This window comes from Ilumatobacter coccineus YM16-304 (assembly GCF_000348785.1).
GTDB classification, from domain to species: domain Bacteria; phylum Actinomycetota; class Acidimicrobiia; order Acidimicrobiales; family Ilumatobacteraceae; genus Ilumatobacter_A; species Ilumatobacter_A coccineus.
Window position 1 is genome coordinate 4,391,497 of sequence record NC_020520.1, and the last position, 20,507, is coordinate 4,412,003.

The following is a 20,507-nucleotide window of genomic DNA, read 5'->3' on the forward strand; positions in this document are numbered from 1 at the left end:
TGGGTAACGTCGCGCCGATGCATGCGGCGACCGACACGACCGGACCGCCGTTCGCGGATTCCGCCGACGATCGACAGAAGCGACGCGACCTCCGGCAGATGAAGCGGGTCGCGACCTCGATGCTCGTCGTCGCGGCGATCATCTTCGTGATCGCGAAGGTGGCGGAAGACGACGGCGGGGCGTGGGTCGGCTACGTCCGGGCCGTCGCCGAGGCAGCGATGGTGGGTGCGCTCGCCGATTGGTTCGCGGTGACCGCGTTGTTCCGTCATCCGCTTCGCCTCCCGATTCCCCACACGGCGATCATCCCGAAGCGCAAGGATCAGATCGGCCGCAGCCTCGGTGACTTCGTCGAGTCGAACTTCCTCACCACCGAGGTCATCGAAGAGCGGTTGCGCGGCGCCGACATCGGTCGCCGCGCCGGTGAGTGGCTGGCCGACGCCGACAACGCCGAGCGGGCGGGCGAGGCCGTGGCCGATGTGCTGCGCGGTGGACTCGAAGTACTCGACGACGCCGAGATCCAGAAGGGTCTCGAACACCTCATCGAATCGAGAGTGCGTGCGACGCCGGTGACGCCGCTGCTCGGCAAGGCGATCGACCTCACCGTCGAGGGCGGCCACCAGCAGCGGCTGCTCGATGCGGTGCTCGTCGGCATCTCCGGGTTCCTCGACGACAACCAGGAGACGTTCCGCAATCGGTTGTACGAGGAGTCGCCGTGGTGGGTTCCCGAACCGATCGACGATCGCGTCTTCGCCAAGATCTACGACGCCGTCGGCCGCTTCCTCACCGACGTGCGCAGCGACCCCTCGCACGAGATCCGCGCCACGGTCGACAAGCGTGTGGTCGCCTTCGCCACTCGACTGCGCGACGAACCCGAACTCCTCGCCAAGGGCGAAGCGCTGAAGGAAGAACTCCTCGACCATCCCGATGTTCGCGAGTGGATCGACTCGCTCTGGTCGGAGGCCAAGCGCGGCATGATCTCCGCCGCCGACGACCCCGACAGCGAGCTTCGTCTGCGGCTCGTGAACAGCCTGCATCGTCTCGGTCAGCGCCTCGCCGCGGAGCCGGAGCTCCAGAGGAAGGTCGACCAGTGGGTGGCACGGGCGCTCGGCTACCTCGTCGAGAACTATCGGGCCGAGGTCAGCGACATCATCGCCTCCACCGTCGCCAAGTGGGACGGCGAGTCGACCGCCGAGAAGATGGAACTCCAGGTCGGCCGCGACCTGCAGTTCATCCGCATCAACGGCACGATCGTCGGCGGCCTCGCCGGCCTGGTGATCCACGCCATCGGCGAACTCCTCTAGCTGCGACCGGCCCGTCATTCGGTGTCAGACACCCGATGACGCACCCGGACGGTTTGTCTCTGAGACAAACCGTCCGGTCACACGAGGAGGGCGTCGATAGCGTGCGAGGGGTGAGCGTGATGCGTCGTCAGGTCTGGTCGTCGATGGATGCCGAGGCGCGTGCCTCGATCATGCATCGCGGACTCGACGACATCTTCGAACCGTCGCTGCGCGCTTCGATCGGCGAACTCATCGACGACGTCCGCGAGCGCGGTGACGCCGCGGTGTGCGACGCGCTCGGCACGTTCGACGGCATCGACGTCACACCTGAGGGTCTGCGTGTGACCGACGACGAACTCGATTCGGCTGCGGTCAGCGACGCGGTCGACGCCGCGATCGACGACGCCATGACCCACCTGCGCGACTTCAACGAGCAGCAGATGGCTCGCGCCGCCGACTGGAGCTTCGAGTCGGAGCCGGGGTTGACGGTCGGCGAGAAGATCACACCGATCACGTCCGCCGGGTTGTTCACCCCGTCGGGCAAGGCGAGCTACCCCAGCGTCGCCTACCAACTCGCCGTGCCGGCCGTGGTGGCCGGCGTGCCCGAACTGGCCCTCGTCGTGCCGCCCGTCCCCGGTGGTTCGGGAGAGGTCGACGCCGCCGTGCTCGTCGTGTGTCGCAAGCTCGGCATCCGCAACGTGTTCCGCGTCAACGGCCCGGCCGGCATCGCCGCGCTCGGCTTCGGCACCGAGTCGATTCCGCAAGTCCGCAAGATCGTCGGACCCGGCTCGCCCGCCGTGACGATCGCGCAGGTCGAGATGCAGCGCCACGGCGTCGCCACCATGATGCTGCTCGGCCCGACCGAGAGCATGGTCGTCGCCGACGACACCGCCGACCCGGTGCGGCTCGCCGCCGACCTGTTGATCGAAGCCGAGCACGGCACCGACTCGTCGGTCGTCTTGGTCACGACGTCGGCAACCCTCGCCGACGCCACCGACGCCGAACTCGACCGGCAGATCGCCGAACTCCCCGACGTGCGCGCCACCGCGGCGCGGGCGTCGCTCGGTCCCAACGGCGGTTGCATCGTGGTCGACGATCTCGACGTCGCCGTCACCATCGCCAACGAGTTCGCCGCCGAACACCTCCAGGTCGCCGTCGCCGACGACCAGATCGATCGCGTCGTCGACGGTCTCGTCAACGCCGGCGAGATCCTCATCGGCCAGCACACACCGTTCAGCGCCGGCAACTTCGTCATCGGCTGCCCGGCGTCGCTGCCGACGAGCGGCTTCGCTCACGTGTCGTCGGGCATCACCGCCGACACGTTCCTGAAGCGCACCGCCATCGCCCGCGCCGACGAACGAGCGGCCGCCCGCATGGCACCGTCGGTCATCGCGCTCGCCGACCACGAGGGATTCCCGGCGCACGCCGCGGCCCTCCATCTCCGCAACCGCTGAGCACGATCGACGGCTGTCGGCCGCGCGACCCCTCCAGCACGCGCGGATCGCCGACTTGCAACGAGGGAACGCGTACCATCGTGAGCCATGACGGCGGTGCTCCTCGTTGAAGACGACGAACGGATCAGTGAGCCCCTCATCCGTGTGTTGCGCGCCGAGAGCCTCGACGTCACCCACGTCTCGGCCGGCCAGCCCGCCCTCGATGCGGTGGCCCTGGCCGCTCCCGATCTCGTCCTGCTCGACCTGACCCTTCCCGACCTCGACGGGCTCGACGTCTGCCGGCGTCTTCGCGTCGATCATCCCGGACTGCCGATCATCATGCTCACGGCGCGCGCCGAGGAGATGGACGTCATCGTCGGGCTCGGCGCCGGCGCCGACGACTACATCGCCAAACCGTTCCGCCTCGCCGAACTGGTCGCGCGCATCAAGGCCCGCCTCCGCGTCGCCGAGAACACCGGAGCGATGGCTCGACCCGGTGGCCCGCTCGTCGGCGCTGGGATCGAGCTCGACACGTCGAGCCGTCGCTGCCACGTCACCGACTCCGCCACAGGAGAACGCACCGAGATCGAACTCACCACCAAGGAGTTCGACCTGATGGAACTCCTCATGAGCCAACCCAGCGTGACCTTCAAGCGCGACGACATCATGGCTGCCGTGTGGGACGAGAACTGGTGGGGGTCGACTCGCACGCTCGACACGCACATCTCGACGCTGCGCAAGAAGATCCTCGACCGCACCGATCCGCCGTCGAAGATCGTCACCGTGCGCGGCGTCGGCTTCCGCTTCGAGCCGAGCGAGAGCACCGACTCCGACCAGGCCGGCTGACATGCGGCGCCGAATGGTCTTGTCGACCCTCGCGGTCGTCGTGGTCGTGATGGCCGTGCTGCTCGCACCGGTGTTCCTGGTGGTCAACACCGCCGCCGAACCCGAGGAACAGAACGGCCTCTTCGGACGCATCGCCGTGATCGCCGTGTTCGCCCTGTGCGCCGCCGCTGCGCTCGCTGCGGTGCAGGCGCGCCAGCTCGCCCGTCCGCTCGAACGCCTCGCCCGCAGCGCCGGACGAGTCGGCGACGGCGACTTCACGACGCCGGCGGCCGCGTCGGGCATCGACGAGATCGACGACATCGCCAGATCGCTCCGCCTCAGCGCCAGCCGCGTCGACCGGATGCTCGAGGCCGAACGCAGCTTCACCGCCGACGCCACGCATCAGCTCCGCACGGGCCTCACCGGCATCGCGATCCGGCTCGAACTGCTCGAACGCCATGCCGACCCCGACGTCGCCAACGAAGCGAAGGCCATCCTCGACCAGACGCACGACCTCAACTCGACGCTCGACGAACTGCTCACGGTGGCGCGCAAAGGCAGCACCGGTGAACGGGCCGTGGTCGATCTGGTCGACATCGTCGATCATCACGTCGACGACTGGCGCAGCCGGTTCGAGAGCCAGCGACGTCAGATCGTCGTCACGACCGGCGTGACCGGTGCCGTACAAGCGACACCCGGGCTCGTCGGCCAGATCGTCAACGTGCTCCTCGAGAACGCGCTTCGCCACGGAGCCGGCACGGTGGCGATCCTCGTGCAGCGCGGATCGATCATCGTCGAAGACGAAGGCCTCGGCGTCGTCGACGACGATGTCGCCGGACTGTTCGAACGGCCCACCGACCACCAGGCGGCGCACGGACGCGGGCTCGCCCTCGCCCGCCGGCTCGCCGAGTCAGACGGCGGCCGCCTCGAGCTCACCCGACGCCGGCCCGCCGAGTTCACGCTCACCTACGTCGCAGCCGGCTGACTCCGCCTCGAACCGCGTCGCGCATCGAGAATCGATCGACGGAGCATCCAGTAGCGTTTCGGCCATGCCGCAGGAGCCCGCATGACCACCGAGCTCCCAGCCGATCTCGACGCGCTCGAACAGGCGCTCCTCGAACGTGTCGGCGCACTCCGACCCAGCGCAACCAGCCCGGTCGGCGTCGACCCGCTGACCGCTGCAACACTGCTCGAAGCCGAGGTCACGAGCCGTCTCGTCGACCACACGGCGCGCTGGTTGCGCGCCGAGCACGGCGCCGGCTACTACACGATCGGCTCCGCAGGCCATGAGGCCAACGCGGCGATCGCGCTCGCGCTTCGGCCGACCGATCCGGCGCTGCTCCACTACCGCTCGGGCGGCTTCTTCATGGCCCGATCGATGCAGGCTCGTCAGCACGGCATCGCCGTCGGCGACCCGGTGGTCGACGTGCTGCGCGGCATGCTCGCCCGCACGACCGATCCGATCTCGGGTGGCCGCCACAAGGTCTTCGGCAGTCATCCGCTGTCGATCATCCCGCAGACCTCGACGATCGCGTCGCATCTCCCGCGCGCCGTCGGTCTCGCGCTGAGTTTCGGCATCGGCGAACGCGAGGAACAGGTGTGGCCCGCCGACTCGGTCGTCGTGTGCAGCTTCGGCGACGCGTCGCTCAACCACTCGACCGCGCAGGGAGCGATCAACTGGGCCGGTCAGTCGGCCCACGCCGGCAAACGTGTGCCGCTGCTGTTCGTGTGCGAAGACAACGGCATCGGCCTCAGCGTGCCGAGCCCCAACGGGTGGGTCGCCGAGTCGACGGCTCGACGCGCCGGCATCCGGTCGATCCGCGTCGACGGTTCCGACCCGGCCGCCGCACTCCCCCGACTCGACGACTTCGTCGACACGGTGCGCGCCGATGGCGCTCCCGGCCTGATCCATCTCGACACGGTCCGGTTCCTCGGTCATGCCGGCACCGACGTCGAGACCGCCTACCGCACCCCCGCCGAGCTCACCGCCGATCGGCTCCGCGATCCACTCGTCGGCGCGGCCCGACTCGCGATCGACGCCGGCACGTGCACCGGGGGCGAGTTCGTCGAGTGGTACCTCGACCTCCGTGACACGATCCGGGCGACGGCGCTCGAGTTGCGCGCCGAGCCGGAGTTCGCGACCGCCGACGAGGTGATGCGTCCGCTCCGCTCGGGGCCGGCCGCACTGCCACCGCCGACGCCCGCCGACCTCGTGCTCCAGGTGACCCGCCCCGTCGAGCCGGTCACTTCGCGCTCGGAGCCTCATGGCGATCTCGGTGGCGAGGGACTCACGCTCGCGCGGACGATCAACCGGATGCTGAGCGAGGTGCTCGCCGACGACGACTCGACGCTCGTGTTCGGCGAAGACGTCGGGCGCAAGGGTGGCGTGTACGGCGTGACCCGCGGGCTCCAGCAACGGTTCGGTGAAGCGCGCGTGTTCGACACGCTGCTCGACGAGCAGTCGATCCTCGGCCTCGCGCTCGGGGCCTCGCTCAACGGCTTCCTTCCCATCCCCGAGATCCAGTACCTGGCCTACCTGCACAACGCCGAAGACCAGATCCGCGGCGAGGCGGCGACCCTCGGGTTCTTCTCCGACCGTCAGTACGCGAACCCGATGGTGATCCGCATCGCGTCGTACGGCTACCAGAAGGGCTTCGGCGGCCACTTCCACAACGACAACTCGATCGCCGTGCTCCGCGACATCCCGGGCATCGTCATCGCGTCACCAGCGCACCCGAGCGACGCCGCCGGAATGCTCGCCGCGTGCGTCGCCGAGGCGGGGTCGAACGGCACCGTGTGCGTGTTCCTCGAACCGATCGCGCGCTACCACGACACCGACCTCCACGACGCCGGCGACAGTGGCTGGCTCGCTCCCTTCGATCCGACGCCGACACCGCTCGGCCGCGCTCGCACGTGGGGAGACGGCGACGACCTCACGATCATCACGTGGGGCAACGGCCTGCTGCTGTCACTGCAGGCGCAACGCCGCCTCGCCGACGACCACGGCGTGGCCGCGCGTGTCGTCGATCTTCGCTGGATCGCCCCGATGCCCCTCGACGATCTCGTTCGAGAGGCGTCGGCCACCGGTCGCGTGCTCGTGGTCGACGAGACCCGCCGCACCGGCGGCGTCGGCGAGCGCATCGTGGCCGAGTTGGTCGACGCGGGTTTCGTCGGTTCGATCCGGCGAGTCGCCTCGCACGACTCCTTCATCCCGCTCGGCGCTGCGGCCAACCTCGTGCTGGTCGGCGACGACGACATCGTCGCTGCGGCGCTCGCTTGACACATCGGTCCTGCGTGCCTCCCCGAAAACTGCAAAGGCCCCGGGGATGAACCCGGGGCCTCAGCGGAAGGAATATGAAGGCATCTTGACACACTCTGAACCCGTCGTGGGTCAAGAGATCGTCAAGAAGCGGTGAATTCGCTCAAGGCCTCACTCGTTCGCGCCGACATCGGCCGCCTTGGCGGTGATGACGAGGCCCTCGTCGCCCGGTGACACGGTGATCGTGCCGCCTTCGGGCAGCGACCCGTCGAGGATCAGCAGCGATGCCGGGTCGGCGATCTCACGCTGGATGATCCGCTTGAGCGGTCGAGCACCGAACGCCGGGTCGTACCCTTCTCGAGCCAACTGCGCGAGCGCTTCGTCGCTGATGTCGAGTTCGATCTTGCGATCACCCAGACGCTGCACCAGACGTTCGAGTTGGATCTTGACGATGCGCTCGAGGTCGGCTTCGGTCAGCGACCGGAACCGGATGATGTCGTCGACACGGTTGATGAACTCGGGCTTGAAGAACTCACCGGGATCACCCGGCAGGTTCGAGGTCATGATCAACACGACGTTGGTGAAGTCGACCGTGCGGCCCTGACCGTCGGTGAGGCGGCCGTCGTCGAGCAACTGCAGCAGCGTGTTGAACACGTCGGGGTGTGCCTTCTCGATCTCGTCGAGCAACACGACCGCGTACGGCCGGCGACGCACCACCTCGGTGAGCTGACCACCTTCCTCGTAGCCGACGTAGCCGGGAGGCGCACCGATCAGACGAGACACCGAGAACTTCTCCATGTACTCGCTCATGTCGATGCGGACCATCGCACGTTCGTCGTCGAACAGGTACTCGGCGAGCGCCCGAGCGAGCTCGGTCTTGCCCACACCGGTCGGGCCGAGGAACATGAACGAGCCGATCGGCCGGTTGGGGTCGGACAGCCCGGCTCGCGAACGACGGATCGCGTTGGCGACGACCTTGACCGCATCGTCTTGGCCGACGACACGCTCGTGGAGCAGTTCTTCGAGGTGGACGAGCTTCTGCGTCTCGCTCTCCATCAGGCGGGTGACGGGCACGCCCGTCGCCTTCGCCACGACTTCGGCGATGTCTTCGGCATCGACCTCTTCTTTGAGCATGGCGCCGTTGGCCTGCAGTTCGGCGAGGTGCGCGGTGGCTTCCTCAACACGACTCTCGAGTTCGGGAATCCGGCCGTAACGAATCTCGGCCGCGAGGTTGAGGTCGGTCTCACGTTCGAGCTGCGTACGCAGCGCTTCGAGCTCTTCCTTCGTCTCACGGATGGCGTCGATCGCCTGCTTCTCCTGTTCCCAGACCTTCTTCTTCTCGGCGACCTCGACGTTGAGCACAGCCAGTTCCTCGTGGAGCGCGTCGAGGCGCTCCTTCGATGCCTGGTCGGTCTCCTTCTCGAGGGCGACCTGCTCGATCTCGAGCTGCAGGATGCGTCGCTGCACGACGTCGATCTCGGTCGGCAGCGAGTCGATCTCGATGCGGAGCCGCGAGGCTGCTTCGTCCATGAGGTCGATGGCCTTGTCGGGCAGGAACCGCGACGTGATGTAGCGATCGGACAGCACGGCGGCCGAGACGAGCGCCGAGTCCTGGATGCGCACGCCGTGGTGCACCTCGTAGCGCTCCTTGAGGCCGCGCAGGATGCCGATGGTGTCTTCGACCGACGGTTCACCGACGTAGACCTGCTGGAAACGACGCTCGAGCGCCGGATCCTTCTCGACGTGTTGGCGGTACTCGTCGAGGGTCGTGGCACCGATCATGCGCAGCTCGCCGCGGGCGAGCATGGGCTTGATCATGTTGCCGGCGTCCATGGCACCTTCGGCGCCACCGGCACCGACGATGGTGTGGATCTCGTCGACGAACGTGATGATCTCGCCGTCGGCGTCGGCGATCTCCTTGAGCACGGCCTTGAGCCGCTCTTCGAACTCGCCGCGGTACTTCGCACCGGCGAGCATGGAGGCGATGTCGAGCGCGATCAGTCGCTTGTTCTTGAGCCCTTCGGGCACGTCACCGTCGGCGATGCGTGCGGCGAGGCCCTCGACGATGGCGGTCTTGCCGACGCCGGGCTCACCGATGAGCACCGGGTTGTTCTTCGACCGGCGCGAGAGCACCTGGATGGTGCGGCGGATCTCGTCGTCGCGCCCGATGACCGGGTCGATCTTGCCGTCGTGGGCCCGAGCGGTGAGGTCTTGGCCGTACTTCTCGAGCGCGGCGAACTTCTCCTCGGGGTTCTGGTCGGTGACGCGATGCGAGCCGCGCACGTCGCGCAGCGCCTGCATGAGCTCTTCGGAGCCGATGTCGAGCCGGTCGTTGCACGCGAGCAGGAAGTGCTCGACGGAGGTGAAGTCGTCGCGGAAGTCCTTCTGGTACTTCTGCGCGTTGGCGACCTTGTTGTCGAGTTCCTTCGACATGCGGGGCTCCTGGCCGCCGTATGCGTTGGGGAGCTTGGCGACGGCGTCGTCGACCCGGTTGCGGATCATCAGTGGCGCCTGGCCGAGCTTGGCGAGCACCGCCGGGAGGATCGTGCCCTCCTGGCGCATCATCGCCGACAGGACGTGATCGGGGGTCAGTTCGGGGTTGGATCGTGCTTTCGCATCGTCGATCGCCGCAGCGAACGCCTCCTGCAACTTGACGGTCCACTTCTTCGGGTCGATGGCCATGTGGTGCTCCCTCCTGCCCAGCTGCCTGGGCTCTTTCTATCGTTCATCGGAGCGTGTGACGGTCGATAGTTGGATGACTACTCATGAATCTTGAGTGTCATCATATCAGGATTTCCACGAATGGCGCAGGGCGACTGGATCAGGTCATCCGGCACCTGCCACGTCGACGGTGAGATCCACCGCAGCACTGGTGAACAGGCACAGCTGCCCGTCGGCGTCGAGTTGGGCCACGATCTCACTCCCTCCGTTCACGCCGGCCACATGGTTGAGCGATGCGGCCGTGGGTGCGGTGGGGAGACACGGGTACACCGTCACGTACCCCACACCCGGTGGGCGAATGGCGGTGACGTTGACCACGACGTAGCTCGCGTCGTCGGGGACGCCACCGCGCCCGGCGACCTCGAGTTCGATGGTGCCGCCCGCGATCGACGGGCCGCCTCCCTCGGCGATGCCGTCGACCGTTTCGGCGCTCGCCGCGGTGCGGGTGTCGAGCAGCCGAGCGGGTTCGAGCGCCGTGAAGGTCGTCGTGGCCGGCAGGTAGCCGACGACGTCGATGGTCAGGTCGATCGGGCCCGAGGTGAACACACAGACACGACCGTCGTCGTCGAGCGGCGCGACAACCTCGTTGCCGCGGTTGGTGCCGGCGACGTAGTTGAGCGACGCCGACGTCGGCCGAGTCGGCACGCACGGATGGATGGTGATGTAGCCGACACCGACCGGGTTGACCGCGGTGACGTACAGCGCTGCCGCCGCTGCCGTCGCCGGGACACCGGCCCGGTCGGAGATGTCGATGACGTACTCAGACCCGCCGCTGCGGCGACCGTCGGCCTCGAACTTGCCGTCGATCGTCTCGCCGACCGAGCGCGTGTCGACGAGGCGAGCCGGCTCGACGGCGCGATACGGGGAGTCGGCCGCCAGGAAGGCGACGACGTCGATCGTGAGGTCGATGTCGGTCGAGGTGAACACGCAGAGTCCGCCGTCGGCGTCGAGTTGTGCGATCACCTCGTTGCCGAGGTTGACCCCGGCGGTGTAGTTCAGACTTGCCGCGAGCGGGCGGTCGGCCAGACACGAGTGGATCGTGACGAACCCCGTCGATCCGGGCCGGATCGCGGTGGCGTTCATCACCACCGCGACCGCGTCGGCGGGCACCTCACCACGACCTGCCACGTCGAAGCGGTGCTCGGTTGCGGCGCCGAGGCGACCGTAGGCGGCGTGGACCTGATCGATGGTCGACGTCTCGCTGCGGGTGTCGACGAATCGTGCCGGAGCGACCGGCGAGAACACGGCCGGCGTCTCGGCCGGTGGCAGCGTGGTGGACGTCGTCGTACCCGGCTCGGTGGTGGATGTCGTGGTACCCGGCTCGGTCGTGGGTGTGGTCGTCGACGACGGGACGGTGGTCGTGGTCGTCGTCGTGGTCGTCGTCGTGGTGGTCGTCGTGGTGGTCGTCGTGGTGGTGGTGGTCGTCGTCGATGTCGTCGTCGGCTGGTCGGCGTCGGCCGTCAGGCTCACGGCCGGCGCGACTCGATCTTCCCAACTGGCCGGTCCGATGGCGCCGTACACGTTCTCGCCCCAACACGAGATGCTGCCGTCAGACGACCGCACACAGGCGGCGCTGTCGGCCAGGTCGATCGCCGTTGCGGTCGACACCGAACTCACGAGCTGCGGGGAACTGAAGTTCGAGGTCGTGGTCCCGTTGCCGATCTCACCGAGTCCGTTGCGACCCCAGCAGAGCACGCTGCCCGAGCTCAGAAGGCCGCACGTGAACGCCTCGCCGGCTTCCACGTCGACCACGATGTTCGCACCGAGTCCGGTGACCTGCACCGGTGTGGTCGACGAGCTCGTGGCGCCGTTGCCGAGCTGCCCCGAGGTGCCGACGCCCCAGCACCACACCGTGTCGTCGCTCTTGACGGCGCAGGAGTGGGTCTCACCGACGCCGACGTCGACCACGCCGGTCAGCCCGCTCACCTGCACCGGCGAGTTCGACGTGGTGGTGGTGCCGTCGCCCAGCCGACCGTTGCCGTTGAACCCCCAGCACCAGACGGTGCCATCGCTCTTGGCTGCGCACGCGTGGGCGCGGGCGACGTCGACGTCGATCACGTTGGTCAGCGAGCTCACGGCGACGGGCGACGCCGAGTTCGACGACGCGCCGTTGCCGAGCTGGCCGACGTTGCCGCGCCCCCAGCACGACACGGTGCCGCCGGTCCGTACGCAGTTCGTCTCGCCACCGGTCGAGAGTTCGTCGACGCCGGTGAGTCCCGTCACCGCCGTCGGCACGGTCACGTTGCCACCGAACGAACCCGTGCCGATCTGGCCGCCACCGTTGAAACCCCAACACGACACCGTGTCGTCGGTGAGCAGCGCGCACGTGTGCGCGGTTCCGGCTTCGATGCGATCGGCATTGGTCAGCGTGCCGGCCTCGGTCGGGTCGATGATCGGCGACACGGTCGAACCGATGCCGAGTTGGCCGTTCTCGTTGCGGCCGTAGCAGTCGACGCTGCCGTCGAACACCGCGATGCACGTGTGGAACCCGGAGGTCGCGACGTCGTCGGCCGACGCGGTCGTGGCGACCGTCGGTGTTCGGATCTCGTAGGTCGGTGGCGTCCCCGTGACACCGCCGATGTTCTGGCCGGCGCAGCGCACGTTGCCGTCCGCGAGCAGCACGCACGTGTTCTGTCCGCCGGCCGCGATCGCTGTGCCGGTGCTCACGAGGTCGAGACCGGCGGGCGTGCTCCGTGGGACGGTGCTGTCGTCGCCGAGTTGGCCGTAGAGGTTCTCGCCCCAACAACGACCGTGTCCGGAGTCGAGAACGACGCAGGTGTGAGCTTGACCCGTCGCGATCCTGATGACACCGGTGAGCCCGGCGACCGTCGTGGGTGCGCCGTCCGTTCCTCCGAAGCCGTTGCCGAGTGCCCCGTTGGCTCCACTGCCCCAGCACTGCACCGTGCCGTCGGAGACGAGCACGCACGCGTGGTTCTCGCCGAGGGCGAGCTGCGTCACGTCGGCCAGCCCGACGCGGGCGATCGGGCTCGCCTGGTCGCTGGCGACTTCTCCGAGCAGATCGAAGGCATCGTTGCCCCAGCAGTCGACGGTGCCTCCGGCGATCAGTCCGCACGTCCAGAACGTCGACGCGTCGATCGCGACGTACGCGCTCGTCGTGTCGGTCGCCGTTGGCGTGGCCACCGCTCCACCGAGCGTTCCGATGCCGAGTTGACCGGCTGAGTTCGACCCCCAGCACCACGAGTCACCGGTGCTGTCGATCGCGCAACTGTGCGAACCTCCCGCCGCGACACGGACGATGTCGGTGAGTCCGACGACCTGTGCTGGCGTCGTCTGCGAGGTGGAGAGCCCACCGTCTCCGATCTGGCCGGCGGTGTCCTTGCCCCAGCACCAGGCGGTGCCGTCGGTCTTGACGGCGCAACTGTGGCTGTTGCCGAGCCCGAGATCGACCACGTCGGTCAGTCCGGCGACCGCGACCGGCGTCGCCGACGACGTCGTCGTGCCGTCGCCGAGCTGACCATCGTCGTTCTCGCCCCAGCACTCGACGGTGCCGTCGACCAGAAGCGCACAGGCGTGACCGCTTCCCACCGCCAGTACGCCGGGGCCGGCCGCTTGCGCGGGCGTCGCCGGAGCAGAGAGCACTCCGACGGTCACGACGGAGCTGATCGCCATCGCCATGACGAGCAGCAGTCGTGCTCGCCGATCGTTGCGATCGTGCCGATGGTGCCGGAGGCGACGAGAGAGGAAGCGCATGCCCTCAAGCAACCATCGACGCGTGAACGGTGCGTGACCCTGAAATTCGGGTCACGCACCCCCACACGCTCAGAGGGCCTCGGCGGCTCCTGCAGCGATGGCCGTGGCGACGTCGACGGTGAAGGGGAACGAGTCCCTCGACGGCCCGTTGATGGCCAGCACGCGGTCGTCGTCGAGCACGATCAGTCGACGGTTGCTTCCGTTCTCGACCAGCGTTGCGGCGTCGCCCAGGCCGGGCACGTCGCTCGCGTCTCCGCGACTCGACCAGTCGGCGACCACCGCGTCGTACCCGGCCTGCCCGCCTTCGTTCTCGATCATCACCTGCGCGTCGAGCACCGATCCCCCGAGGTTGGCGAACTGGTAGCTACACCCCACGTTGATGCCGGACGGTGTGTCGATCACGCCCGTCGCATCGTCGACGATCGACACGAACTGGGCGCCGGGGACGGCGGTGCAGATCTCGGCCGACGTCATCGTGGCTGCGGGTTGCGCCGAGGCATCACCACCACCGTCGGCGTCGCCGCCTCCGTCTTCGTCGGAACCGCCGCATGCGGCGAGTGTCAGCATGGCCACCATCGAGATCGAGGTCAGGTGCTTCTTCATCGTGTTTCTCCTTGGGTCGGGTGCGGCCGCAGTCCGCGCCCGTCGGAGATGACACTCGTCGTGTCGCGTCAATGAGCCGTTAACCGCTGGCGACGCCCTCAACCGTCGGCGACGTCCTCAACCGTTGACGACGTCCTCAACCGCTGACGACGTCCTTGTAGGCGCGCACGCCGGGCGCCATCGCGGCAACCGCTGCTCGGACGCGAGATCGGTCGTCGGCCGACAGCGTCGTGATCGGTGCGAGATACGTGCGGATCGTGAACAGCACGCAGTTCGTCACCGGGAATCGCCGGAGCGTTTCGCGCTCGACGCGCACGTAGACATCGTCGTCGTCGGGATGCACCGACGGTCGGGGCGACGAGCGCGGCGGCTCGAACCCGTCGGGGCTGTCGATGAGTCCCCAGCCCAGCCGCCAGAACGACCGTTCGGGCCGAAGCCGGTCGAAGAACGCGTCGATCGCCGGCTCGAGCTGCCGGTTGAGGTCGGCGACGGGCGCGTGGACCTCGGCCATCGTGCGACCGATCTTCGACGGGAGGTCCCACCGGTTGGGGAAACACACCGAACCGCCTCCGAACACGAATCGATCGTCGCGCTCGACCATCAGCACCAGGTCGTCGGGGACGAGACGCGCCGCCGCCTCGAGCGGGTGCATCGACGTGTCGAGGTCGGCACCGACGTGGTGAGCGATCGCTGTCGCCACCTCGTCGGCCTCGGGCTCGATGCCGTCGAGCACCGAGAACACCGTGTCGCGGTGGGCGGCGAGCAGGGCCGGTTTCTCGTCGATCCAGCCCGGTGCGTCGGGCCCCCACTCGATCCAGTTCGCCAGGTCGAGCGGATGCGTGCCGAGACGCCAGCGGAACTCGCCCTCGACGACCTGGCCACGCTGCGCCCACGGCCGGTACGGAAGCTCGCCCACCAACGGCACGTCGAGATTGTAGAACCTCGCCGATCGGTCGATGCTCGCGTGTCGATGCCGCCGCGGGAACGTCGTGACACCCTCTCGGTAGCGTGGTCAGGTGATGCATCGTTCCCGACACCGGCCGCCCTACGTGGCGCAGGCCACGTGGCGCTCGGGAGCGCTGCACATCTGGGGATGGAACGGCTTCGACACGGCCTCGATGGCCTGGATGTACTCCGGGTTCCGCAAGGTGGGCGCCGACGGCATGCGGACGGGCTGGCACGATTCGCCGATCTCGTACGGTGCCCTCGGCCGCATCTCGATCGATCTGCCGGGTCAGCCGGCGATCACCTCCGCGTCGGTGCAGCTCGATCCGCTCGGCATCGCCGTCTGGCTCTCCGAACTGCCTGACGAACCCGAGTTCGTGTCCGACTCGGTCGCCTGGTTCGCACGAATGGCCGAACTGGCTCGCCGCACGGTGTCGACGGGGCGCGTCACACCGATCATCACCGACGAGGGGCCGTTCACCGTGGCCCGGTGGGTTCCGGCGCTCAGCGATGGTCCTGGCGAGCCGTCCGCGATCGTCGGCACGCTCGATGCCCTTCACGCCGCCAAGCCCTACGTGTGCACCGCGGGGTCTGGGCACGACACCCACAAGATCTTCGATCTGCTCGTCGACGGCATCGCCCGCTCGACGCTCGCCAACAACGGGTGGAAAGCCGACCTCGGGCGCCAACGCAAGCCGCCGATCCAAGCGCTCCGCGCCACCTTTGGCGCACTGTCGAAGCCCGATCACGTCGTGCGTGGCGGCACCGACGAGTTCGACGTGGCGATCGGCCACCTGCGCGACGAGCTCGATCGACATCGCCAACGTCTCAACGGCGAACCCGTCCTCATCCCCCGTCTCCGACTCCTCATGTCCGACGACCCACACGACGACTGGGAGGTGCGCATCGAACTGGTCGACGACTCCGACTCGCTGCGCTGGTGCACCGCGAACGACGTGTGGGAGCGCAGCCCGACGGCGATCGACGTCGCCGGCGGCGAACAACACCTCGACGTGCTCACCGACCTGATCGCCGACCTCGTCACCCGTGTCGCGCCCGTGATTCCCGGCATGGCCGATCTCGCGTTCGAACACGAACCCACCGGGGTCGACCTCGACCTCGACGCGGCCGAAGACTTCATCGACATTGCTCCGTTCGAGTTGGAGAAACTGGGCATCGACCTGATCGGCCCGGAGAAGCTCATCCGCCAGTCGACGCGCGTGACGGGCGAGGCGACGCCGTCACCGGCCGACGATCGCAAGAAGCAGTTCGGCCGCGAGGCGCTCGTCGAGTGGAAACTCGTGGTCGGTGACGAGGAGATCTCCGAAGCCGAACTCACCCGAGCCGAGGAGGCGGGCGCCACGCTGCTCCACACCGGCGAACGGTGGGTGCGCATCAACGCCGACGAACTCCGCCGCAAACGCGACAAGGTCCGTGACCTCCAGGCCACCAAGAGCAAGGTGACGCCGCTCGAGCTGCTGCAGTTGGCGAACGACGACGACGCGACCGAGCACGAGACCACGATCACGATCCGCGAAACCGGCGACACCGTCGACGGCACCGAGATCGGCAGCGACTTCAGCGACCTCGGCCCCAACGCGATCGACTGGATGCGCAATCTGCTCGACGGCCTGCCCGACGAGCGACTCGAGGAGGTCGTCGAAGCATCCGATTTCGTCGGCGAACTGCGTCACTACCAACGGCGCGGGCTCGGCTGGATGCAGTTCCTCGCCAAGCTCGGTCTCGGCGGTGTGCTCGCCGACGACATGGGCCTCGGCAAGACCGCCACCACGTTGGCCCACCTGCTCGAACGCCCCGGCCCGCACCTCGTCGTGTGCCCGCTGTCGGTCGTGCGCAACTGGCGCACCGAAGCCAACCGGTTCACGCCGAAGCTCGACGTCACCGTTCACCACGGCAACGCTCGCAACCAGCAGATCGAGGCGATCGCCGCCGCGATGAACGTCGGCGACGACGGACCCGACCAGATGTTCGCGGTCGACCCCGAGCGCCAACTGGTCATCACCACCTACGGGCTGCTCCCCCGCGACCTCGAACACCTCGGGGCGATCGACTGGACCACCGTCGTGCTCGACGAAGCACAGATGGTGAAGAACCCGAACACCAAGGCGGCGCGAGCGGTTCGCCAGCTCCGCGCCGATCAGAAACTCGCGCTCACCGGCACCCCGGTCGAGAACCGGCTCAGCGAGCTGTGGTCGATCCTCGACGCCACCAACACCGGCATGCTCGGCTCGCTCGAACGGTTCCGCAAAACCTATGCGTCGCCGATCGAACGCAACCACGATCCCGACGCCGCCGCTCGCCTTCGTCGGGTGACCGGGCCGTTCATCCTGCGCCGGACCAAAGCCGACCGGCGCCTGCTCCCCGACCTGCCCGACAAGATCGAGCAGATCGCCTACGCCAAGCTCACACGCGAGCAGGCGACGCTGTACCAGCAGGTCGTCGATCAGTTGCTCCACGACGCCGAGCAGACCTCGGGCATGCGTCGCCGCGGTCTGGTGCTCGCCGCGTTGATGCGGCTCAAGCAGATCTGCAACCACCCCGCGCACGCGCTCAAAGACAACTCTCGTCTCGCCGGGCGTTCGGGCAAGCTGACGCGCTTCGACGAGTTGGTCACCGATCTGCTCGACAACGGTGAGCGGGCGCTCGTCTTCACGCAGTTCCGCGAGATGGGCGATCTGCTGCAGCGCCACGTGGCCGAGCAGTTCACGTTCCAGGCGCCGTTCCTCCACGGCGGCGTGTCTCGATCGAAGCGCGACCAGATGGTCGACGAGTTCCAAGACGGCTCGGGCGCCCCGCTGTTGCTCGTGTCGCTCAAAGCGGGCGGCACCGGCCTCAACCTCACCGCCGCGAGCCAGGTCATCCACTACGACCGTTGGTGGAACCCCGCCGTCGAGGATCAGGCCACCGACCGAGCGTGGCGACTCGGCCAGACCCAGACGGTCAACGTCCACAAGCTCGTGTGCGAAGGCACGATCGAGGAGAAGGTCAGTCAGGTCATCGACGACAAGCGCAAGCTCGCCGAGCAGGTCATCGGTACCGGCGAGGGCGATTCGTGGATGACCGAACTCTCGACCGACGATCTCCGCGACCTCGTCGTACTGGAGGCCGACGGATCATGAGCAGACCGCGCAAACCGTTCGGCGCCCAGCAGCCCGGCCGGCTCCAGTCGACGATGATGAAGGTCCTCGCTGCCGAGATGAGCGACCCGGCGCGTCTGCGTCGCGGCAAGCAGTACGCCCGTGACGGTTCGGTGCTCGACATCGTCATCGAACCCGGTGTGGTCACCTGCGAGGTCCAGGGTTCACGGTCGACCCCGTACATCGCACAACTCGAGGTGAGCCAGGGCGACGGCATGCCGCTCAAGCGTGACGTGCGGGCCGTGTGCACGTGCCCCGACGACGACAACTGGGACGACTACGCGTGCAAGCACGTCATCGCCGCCATGTTCACGTTCGCCGACGAACTCCTCATGGAGCCGGTGTTGCTCGACGACTGGCGTGGCAACGACGTCGACGAGGCGACCGACGTGGGCGGCGACGACGAACCGTGGCCGAACGACATCGGTGACGGGGCCGACCATGACGGTGACGGGTCCGACGACGATGAGACCGACGTCGATCGCGATCGTGCGCCTCGCCGCAAGCGTCATCTCGAACTCGTCCGCGACGGCGTCGACCGGGCGCGATCGGCCCGCGACCGCGTGCCCGAACCCGAACCGGTGATCGACCCGATCGCCGAGTACCTGTCGCTCCCCGACGGCGCGTCGCTCCCCGACATCCCGCAGCTCGATCGCGTCGAGCCGCGGCCACCGCGCCGCTCCGAACTCGCCGCCGTGCTGCGCGACGCCTACGCCAACGTGCGCATCGACTGGGACTGACCATGGCTCTGATCGCCATCGACATGGACGGCACGCTGCTCGACGCTTCCGGTCGCCTCACCGCACGTACCGCCGACGCGGTTCACGCCGCGAGCACCGCTGGCCATCGAGTCGTCATCGCCACCGGGCGCCCGCCACACCTCGTCACGGAGTTCGTCGATCAGCTCGGCGGCGCCGTGTCGCACGTCGTCGCCACCAACGGTTCGCTGATCTCGACGTACCCGGCCGACGAGCACGGCGACCCCGAACTCCTCCACCTCCTGAGCTTCGACGCCGACCGAGCGCGCCGGATGGTCGTCGACATCCGAGCGTCGCAGCCCGGCTACGGCTTCGCCTATGCGACCGACGCCGGATTCGCGCACGAACCCGGCTTCGCCGAACGCATGCCCGCCGCGGTGCACGACGCGCCGATTCCCGACGTCCTGGCACTCGGCGGCACGGCCGCATTCAAGCTGTTCGCCTTCCACGCCGAGATCGACGCGCACACACTGCTCGAACGGCTCCCACCGATCGTCAACGCCCGCTCGACCGACGAACCGTTCGCGGTCGGGCACATGGGCGCCGACGCAGTCGAGATCGGCCCGGCGAGCACCGACAAGCGAGCCGGGCTGCGGTGGCTGTGCGCCCATCTCGACGTCGCGCGCACCGACGTGATCGCGATCGGCGACGAGCTCAACGATCTCACCATGATCGAGTGGGCGGGCACGGGGGTCGCCGTGTCGAACGCCGACCCGAGCGTGCGCGACGCCGCCGACGAGGTGATCGGCGCCCACGACGATCACGGTGTCGCCGCGTATCTCGAACGATTGTCAAGAGCACAGCAAGACTGAATCGAGGCTCCGTCGGTGCCCGACGCCCACCATCTACACTCGGGCTGTGGCAGGGAACACCTCAGTTGTCGTCAATGCGCTCATCGACAACATCGATCAGGTGATCCGCGGCAAGCGCGCCGAGATCCGGCTCGCGCTGTGCTGCCTGCTCACCGAAGGGCACCTCCTGCTCGACGACGTGCCCGGCACCGGCAAGACCCTCCTCGCGAAGTCGATCGCCAACTCGATCGCCGGCACCTGGAAACGTGTGCAGTTCACGCCCGACCTGCTCCCCACCGACATCACGGGCGTCATGGTGTTCGATCAGCGCAGCGGTCACTTCAACTTCCGTGAGGGTCCGGTCTTCACCAACGTGATGATCGGTGACGAGATCAACCGCGGCAGCCCGAAGACGCAATCGGCGCTGCTCGAGGTGATGGAAGAGCGGCAGGTCACCGCCGACGGCGTGTCACGCCCGGTCCCCCGACCGTTCTTCGTGATCGCCACGCAGAACCCTCGCGACTTCCAGGGCACGTTCCCGCTCCCCGACGTGCAGCTCGACCGATTCTCGATGCGTCTGAGCCTCGGCTACGCCGACAAGGACACCGAGGTGTCGATCCTCGAATCGTTCAGCCGGACACAGCGCGACGACGAACTCGAACCGGTCACCGACACCGCCGAACTCGATGCGATCATCGCCGAGATCGACGGGTTGTCGGTGGCGCACATGGTCCACGAGTACATCGTGGCGATCGCCGCCGCGACTCGATCGCATCCCGATCTGCGCCTCGGGGTGTCGACGCGCGGCACCCTCGCGCTCCTGCGCGTCGCTCGGGCATTCGCCGCGACCGACGAGCGGGACTTCGTCACCCCCGACGACGTGAAGACGTTGGTCGGGCCGGTGTTCGGGCACCGCGTGCAGTTGACCGCCGAGGCCGAGCTGCGCGGGCAGACCGCTCAGTCGTTGCTCGCCGACATCACCGACTCCGTTCCGGTTCCGCGCACCAGCGGCGGGTGAGGTCG

General features: G+C 68.1%; 13 protein-coding genes. 9 read left to right on the forward strand and 4 right to left on the reverse strand.

The genetic code is table 11. From position 1 onward, the window contains the following. The first annotated feature begins 17 nt into the window (after positions 1-17). The 5 genes from YM304_RS19520 to YM304_RS19540 all read left to right on the forward strand — a co-directional run bounded on the left by YM304_RS19520 (position 18) and on the right by YM304_RS19540 (position 6,818). Entirely contained in the window at positions 18-1,301 is a 1,284-nt protein-coding gene (locus YM304_RS19520) for a DUF445 domain-containing protein (RefSeq protein WP_041298458.1), read from the forward strand. A 119-nt stretch (positions 1,302-1,420) separates the two neighbouring features. Continuing rightward, a complete protein-coding gene (gene hisD / locus YM304_RS19525) occupies positions 1,421-2,734 on the forward strand; it encodes a histidinol dehydrogenase (protein WP_041298459.1) in 1,314 nt (437 codons plus the stop codon). Between the two features lie 87 nt (positions 2,735-2,821). After that, complete coding sequence (locus YM304_RS19530; protein ID WP_015443458.1) at positions 2,822-3,559, forward strand: response regulator transcription factor; 738 nt, start codon at positions 2,822-2,824, stop codon at positions 3,557-3,559. Between the two features lie 13 nt (positions 3,560-3,572). Continuing rightward, the gene (locus YM304_RS19535) at positions 3,573-4,523 is read left to right on the forward strand and encodes a sensor histidine kinase (RefSeq protein ID WP_015443459.1); all 951 of its coding nucleotides are present in this window, start codon (positions 3,573-3,575) and stop codon (positions 4,521-4,523) included. Between the two features lie 81 nt (positions 4,524-4,604). Beyond that, positions 4,605-6,818 (forward strand): thiamine pyrophosphate-dependent enzyme, encoded by a 2,214-nt coding sequence (locus YM304_RS19540; protein ID WP_015443460.1) that lies wholly within the window; start codon positions 4,605-4,607, stop codon positions 6,816-6,818. A gap of 150 nt (positions 6,819-6,968) precedes the next feature. Here YM304_RS19540 and YM304_RS25695 read toward each other — a convergent pair whose 3' ends face one another. The 4 genes from YM304_RS25695 to YM304_RS19560 form a co-directional block, all read right to left on the reverse strand. Then, entirely contained in the window at positions 6,969-9,479 is a 2,511-nt protein-coding gene (locus tag YM304_RS25695; protein ID WP_015443461.1) for an ATP-dependent Clp protease ATP-binding subunit, read from the reverse strand. 144 nt (positions 9,480-9,623) lie between these two features. Beyond that, positions 9,624-13,229, reverse strand: coding sequence for an RCC1 domain-containing protein (locus tag YM304_RS23225; protein WP_015443462.1), 3,606 nt, complete (start codon positions 13,227-13,229; stop codon positions 9,624-9,626). 69 nt (positions 13,230-13,298) lie between these two features. Continuing rightward, complete coding sequence (locus YM304_RS19555; protein WP_015443463.1) at positions 13,299-13,832, reverse strand: hypothetical protein; 534 nt, start codon at positions 13,830-13,832, stop codon at positions 13,299-13,301. Between the two features lie 136 nt (positions 13,833-13,968). Then, on the reverse strand, positions 13,969-14,757 hold the full coding sequence (locus YM304_RS19560) for a heme-dependent oxidative N-demethylase family protein (protein WP_015443464.1): 789 nt from the start codon (positions 14,755-14,757) through the stop codon (positions 13,969-13,971). A 94-nt stretch (positions 14,758-14,851) separates the two neighbouring features. Between YM304_RS19560 and YM304_RS19565 the strand changes: the two genes are divergently transcribed. From YM304_RS19565 to YM304_RS19585, 4 genes are read left to right on the forward strand one after another with little or no spacing between them, the layout of a single operon-like run. After that, complete coding sequence (locus tag YM304_RS19565; protein ID WP_083908492.1) at positions 14,852-17,917, forward strand: DEAD/DEAH box helicase; 3,066 nt, start codon at positions 14,852-14,854, stop codon at positions 17,915-17,917. Further along, complete coding sequence (locus YM304_RS23230; RefSeq protein WP_015443466.1) at positions 17,914-18,675, forward strand: SWIM zinc finger family protein; 762 nt, start codon at positions 17,914-17,916, stop codon at positions 18,673-18,675. Before YM304_RS19565 ends, YM304_RS23230 begins: the two co-directional genes overlap by 4 nt. Positions 18,676-18,677: 2 nt before the next feature. Continuing rightward, a complete protein-coding gene (locus tag YM304_RS19580; protein ID WP_015443467.1) occupies positions 18,678-19,505 on the forward strand; it encodes a Cof-type HAD-IIB family hydrolase in 828 nt (275 codons plus the stop codon). Positions 19,506-19,551: 46 nt separating this feature from the next. Next, entirely contained in the window at positions 19,552-20,502 is a 951-nt protein-coding gene (locus YM304_RS19585; RefSeq protein ID WP_015443468.1) for an AAA family ATPase, read from the forward strand. Positions 20,503-20,507 lie beyond the last annotated feature (5 nt).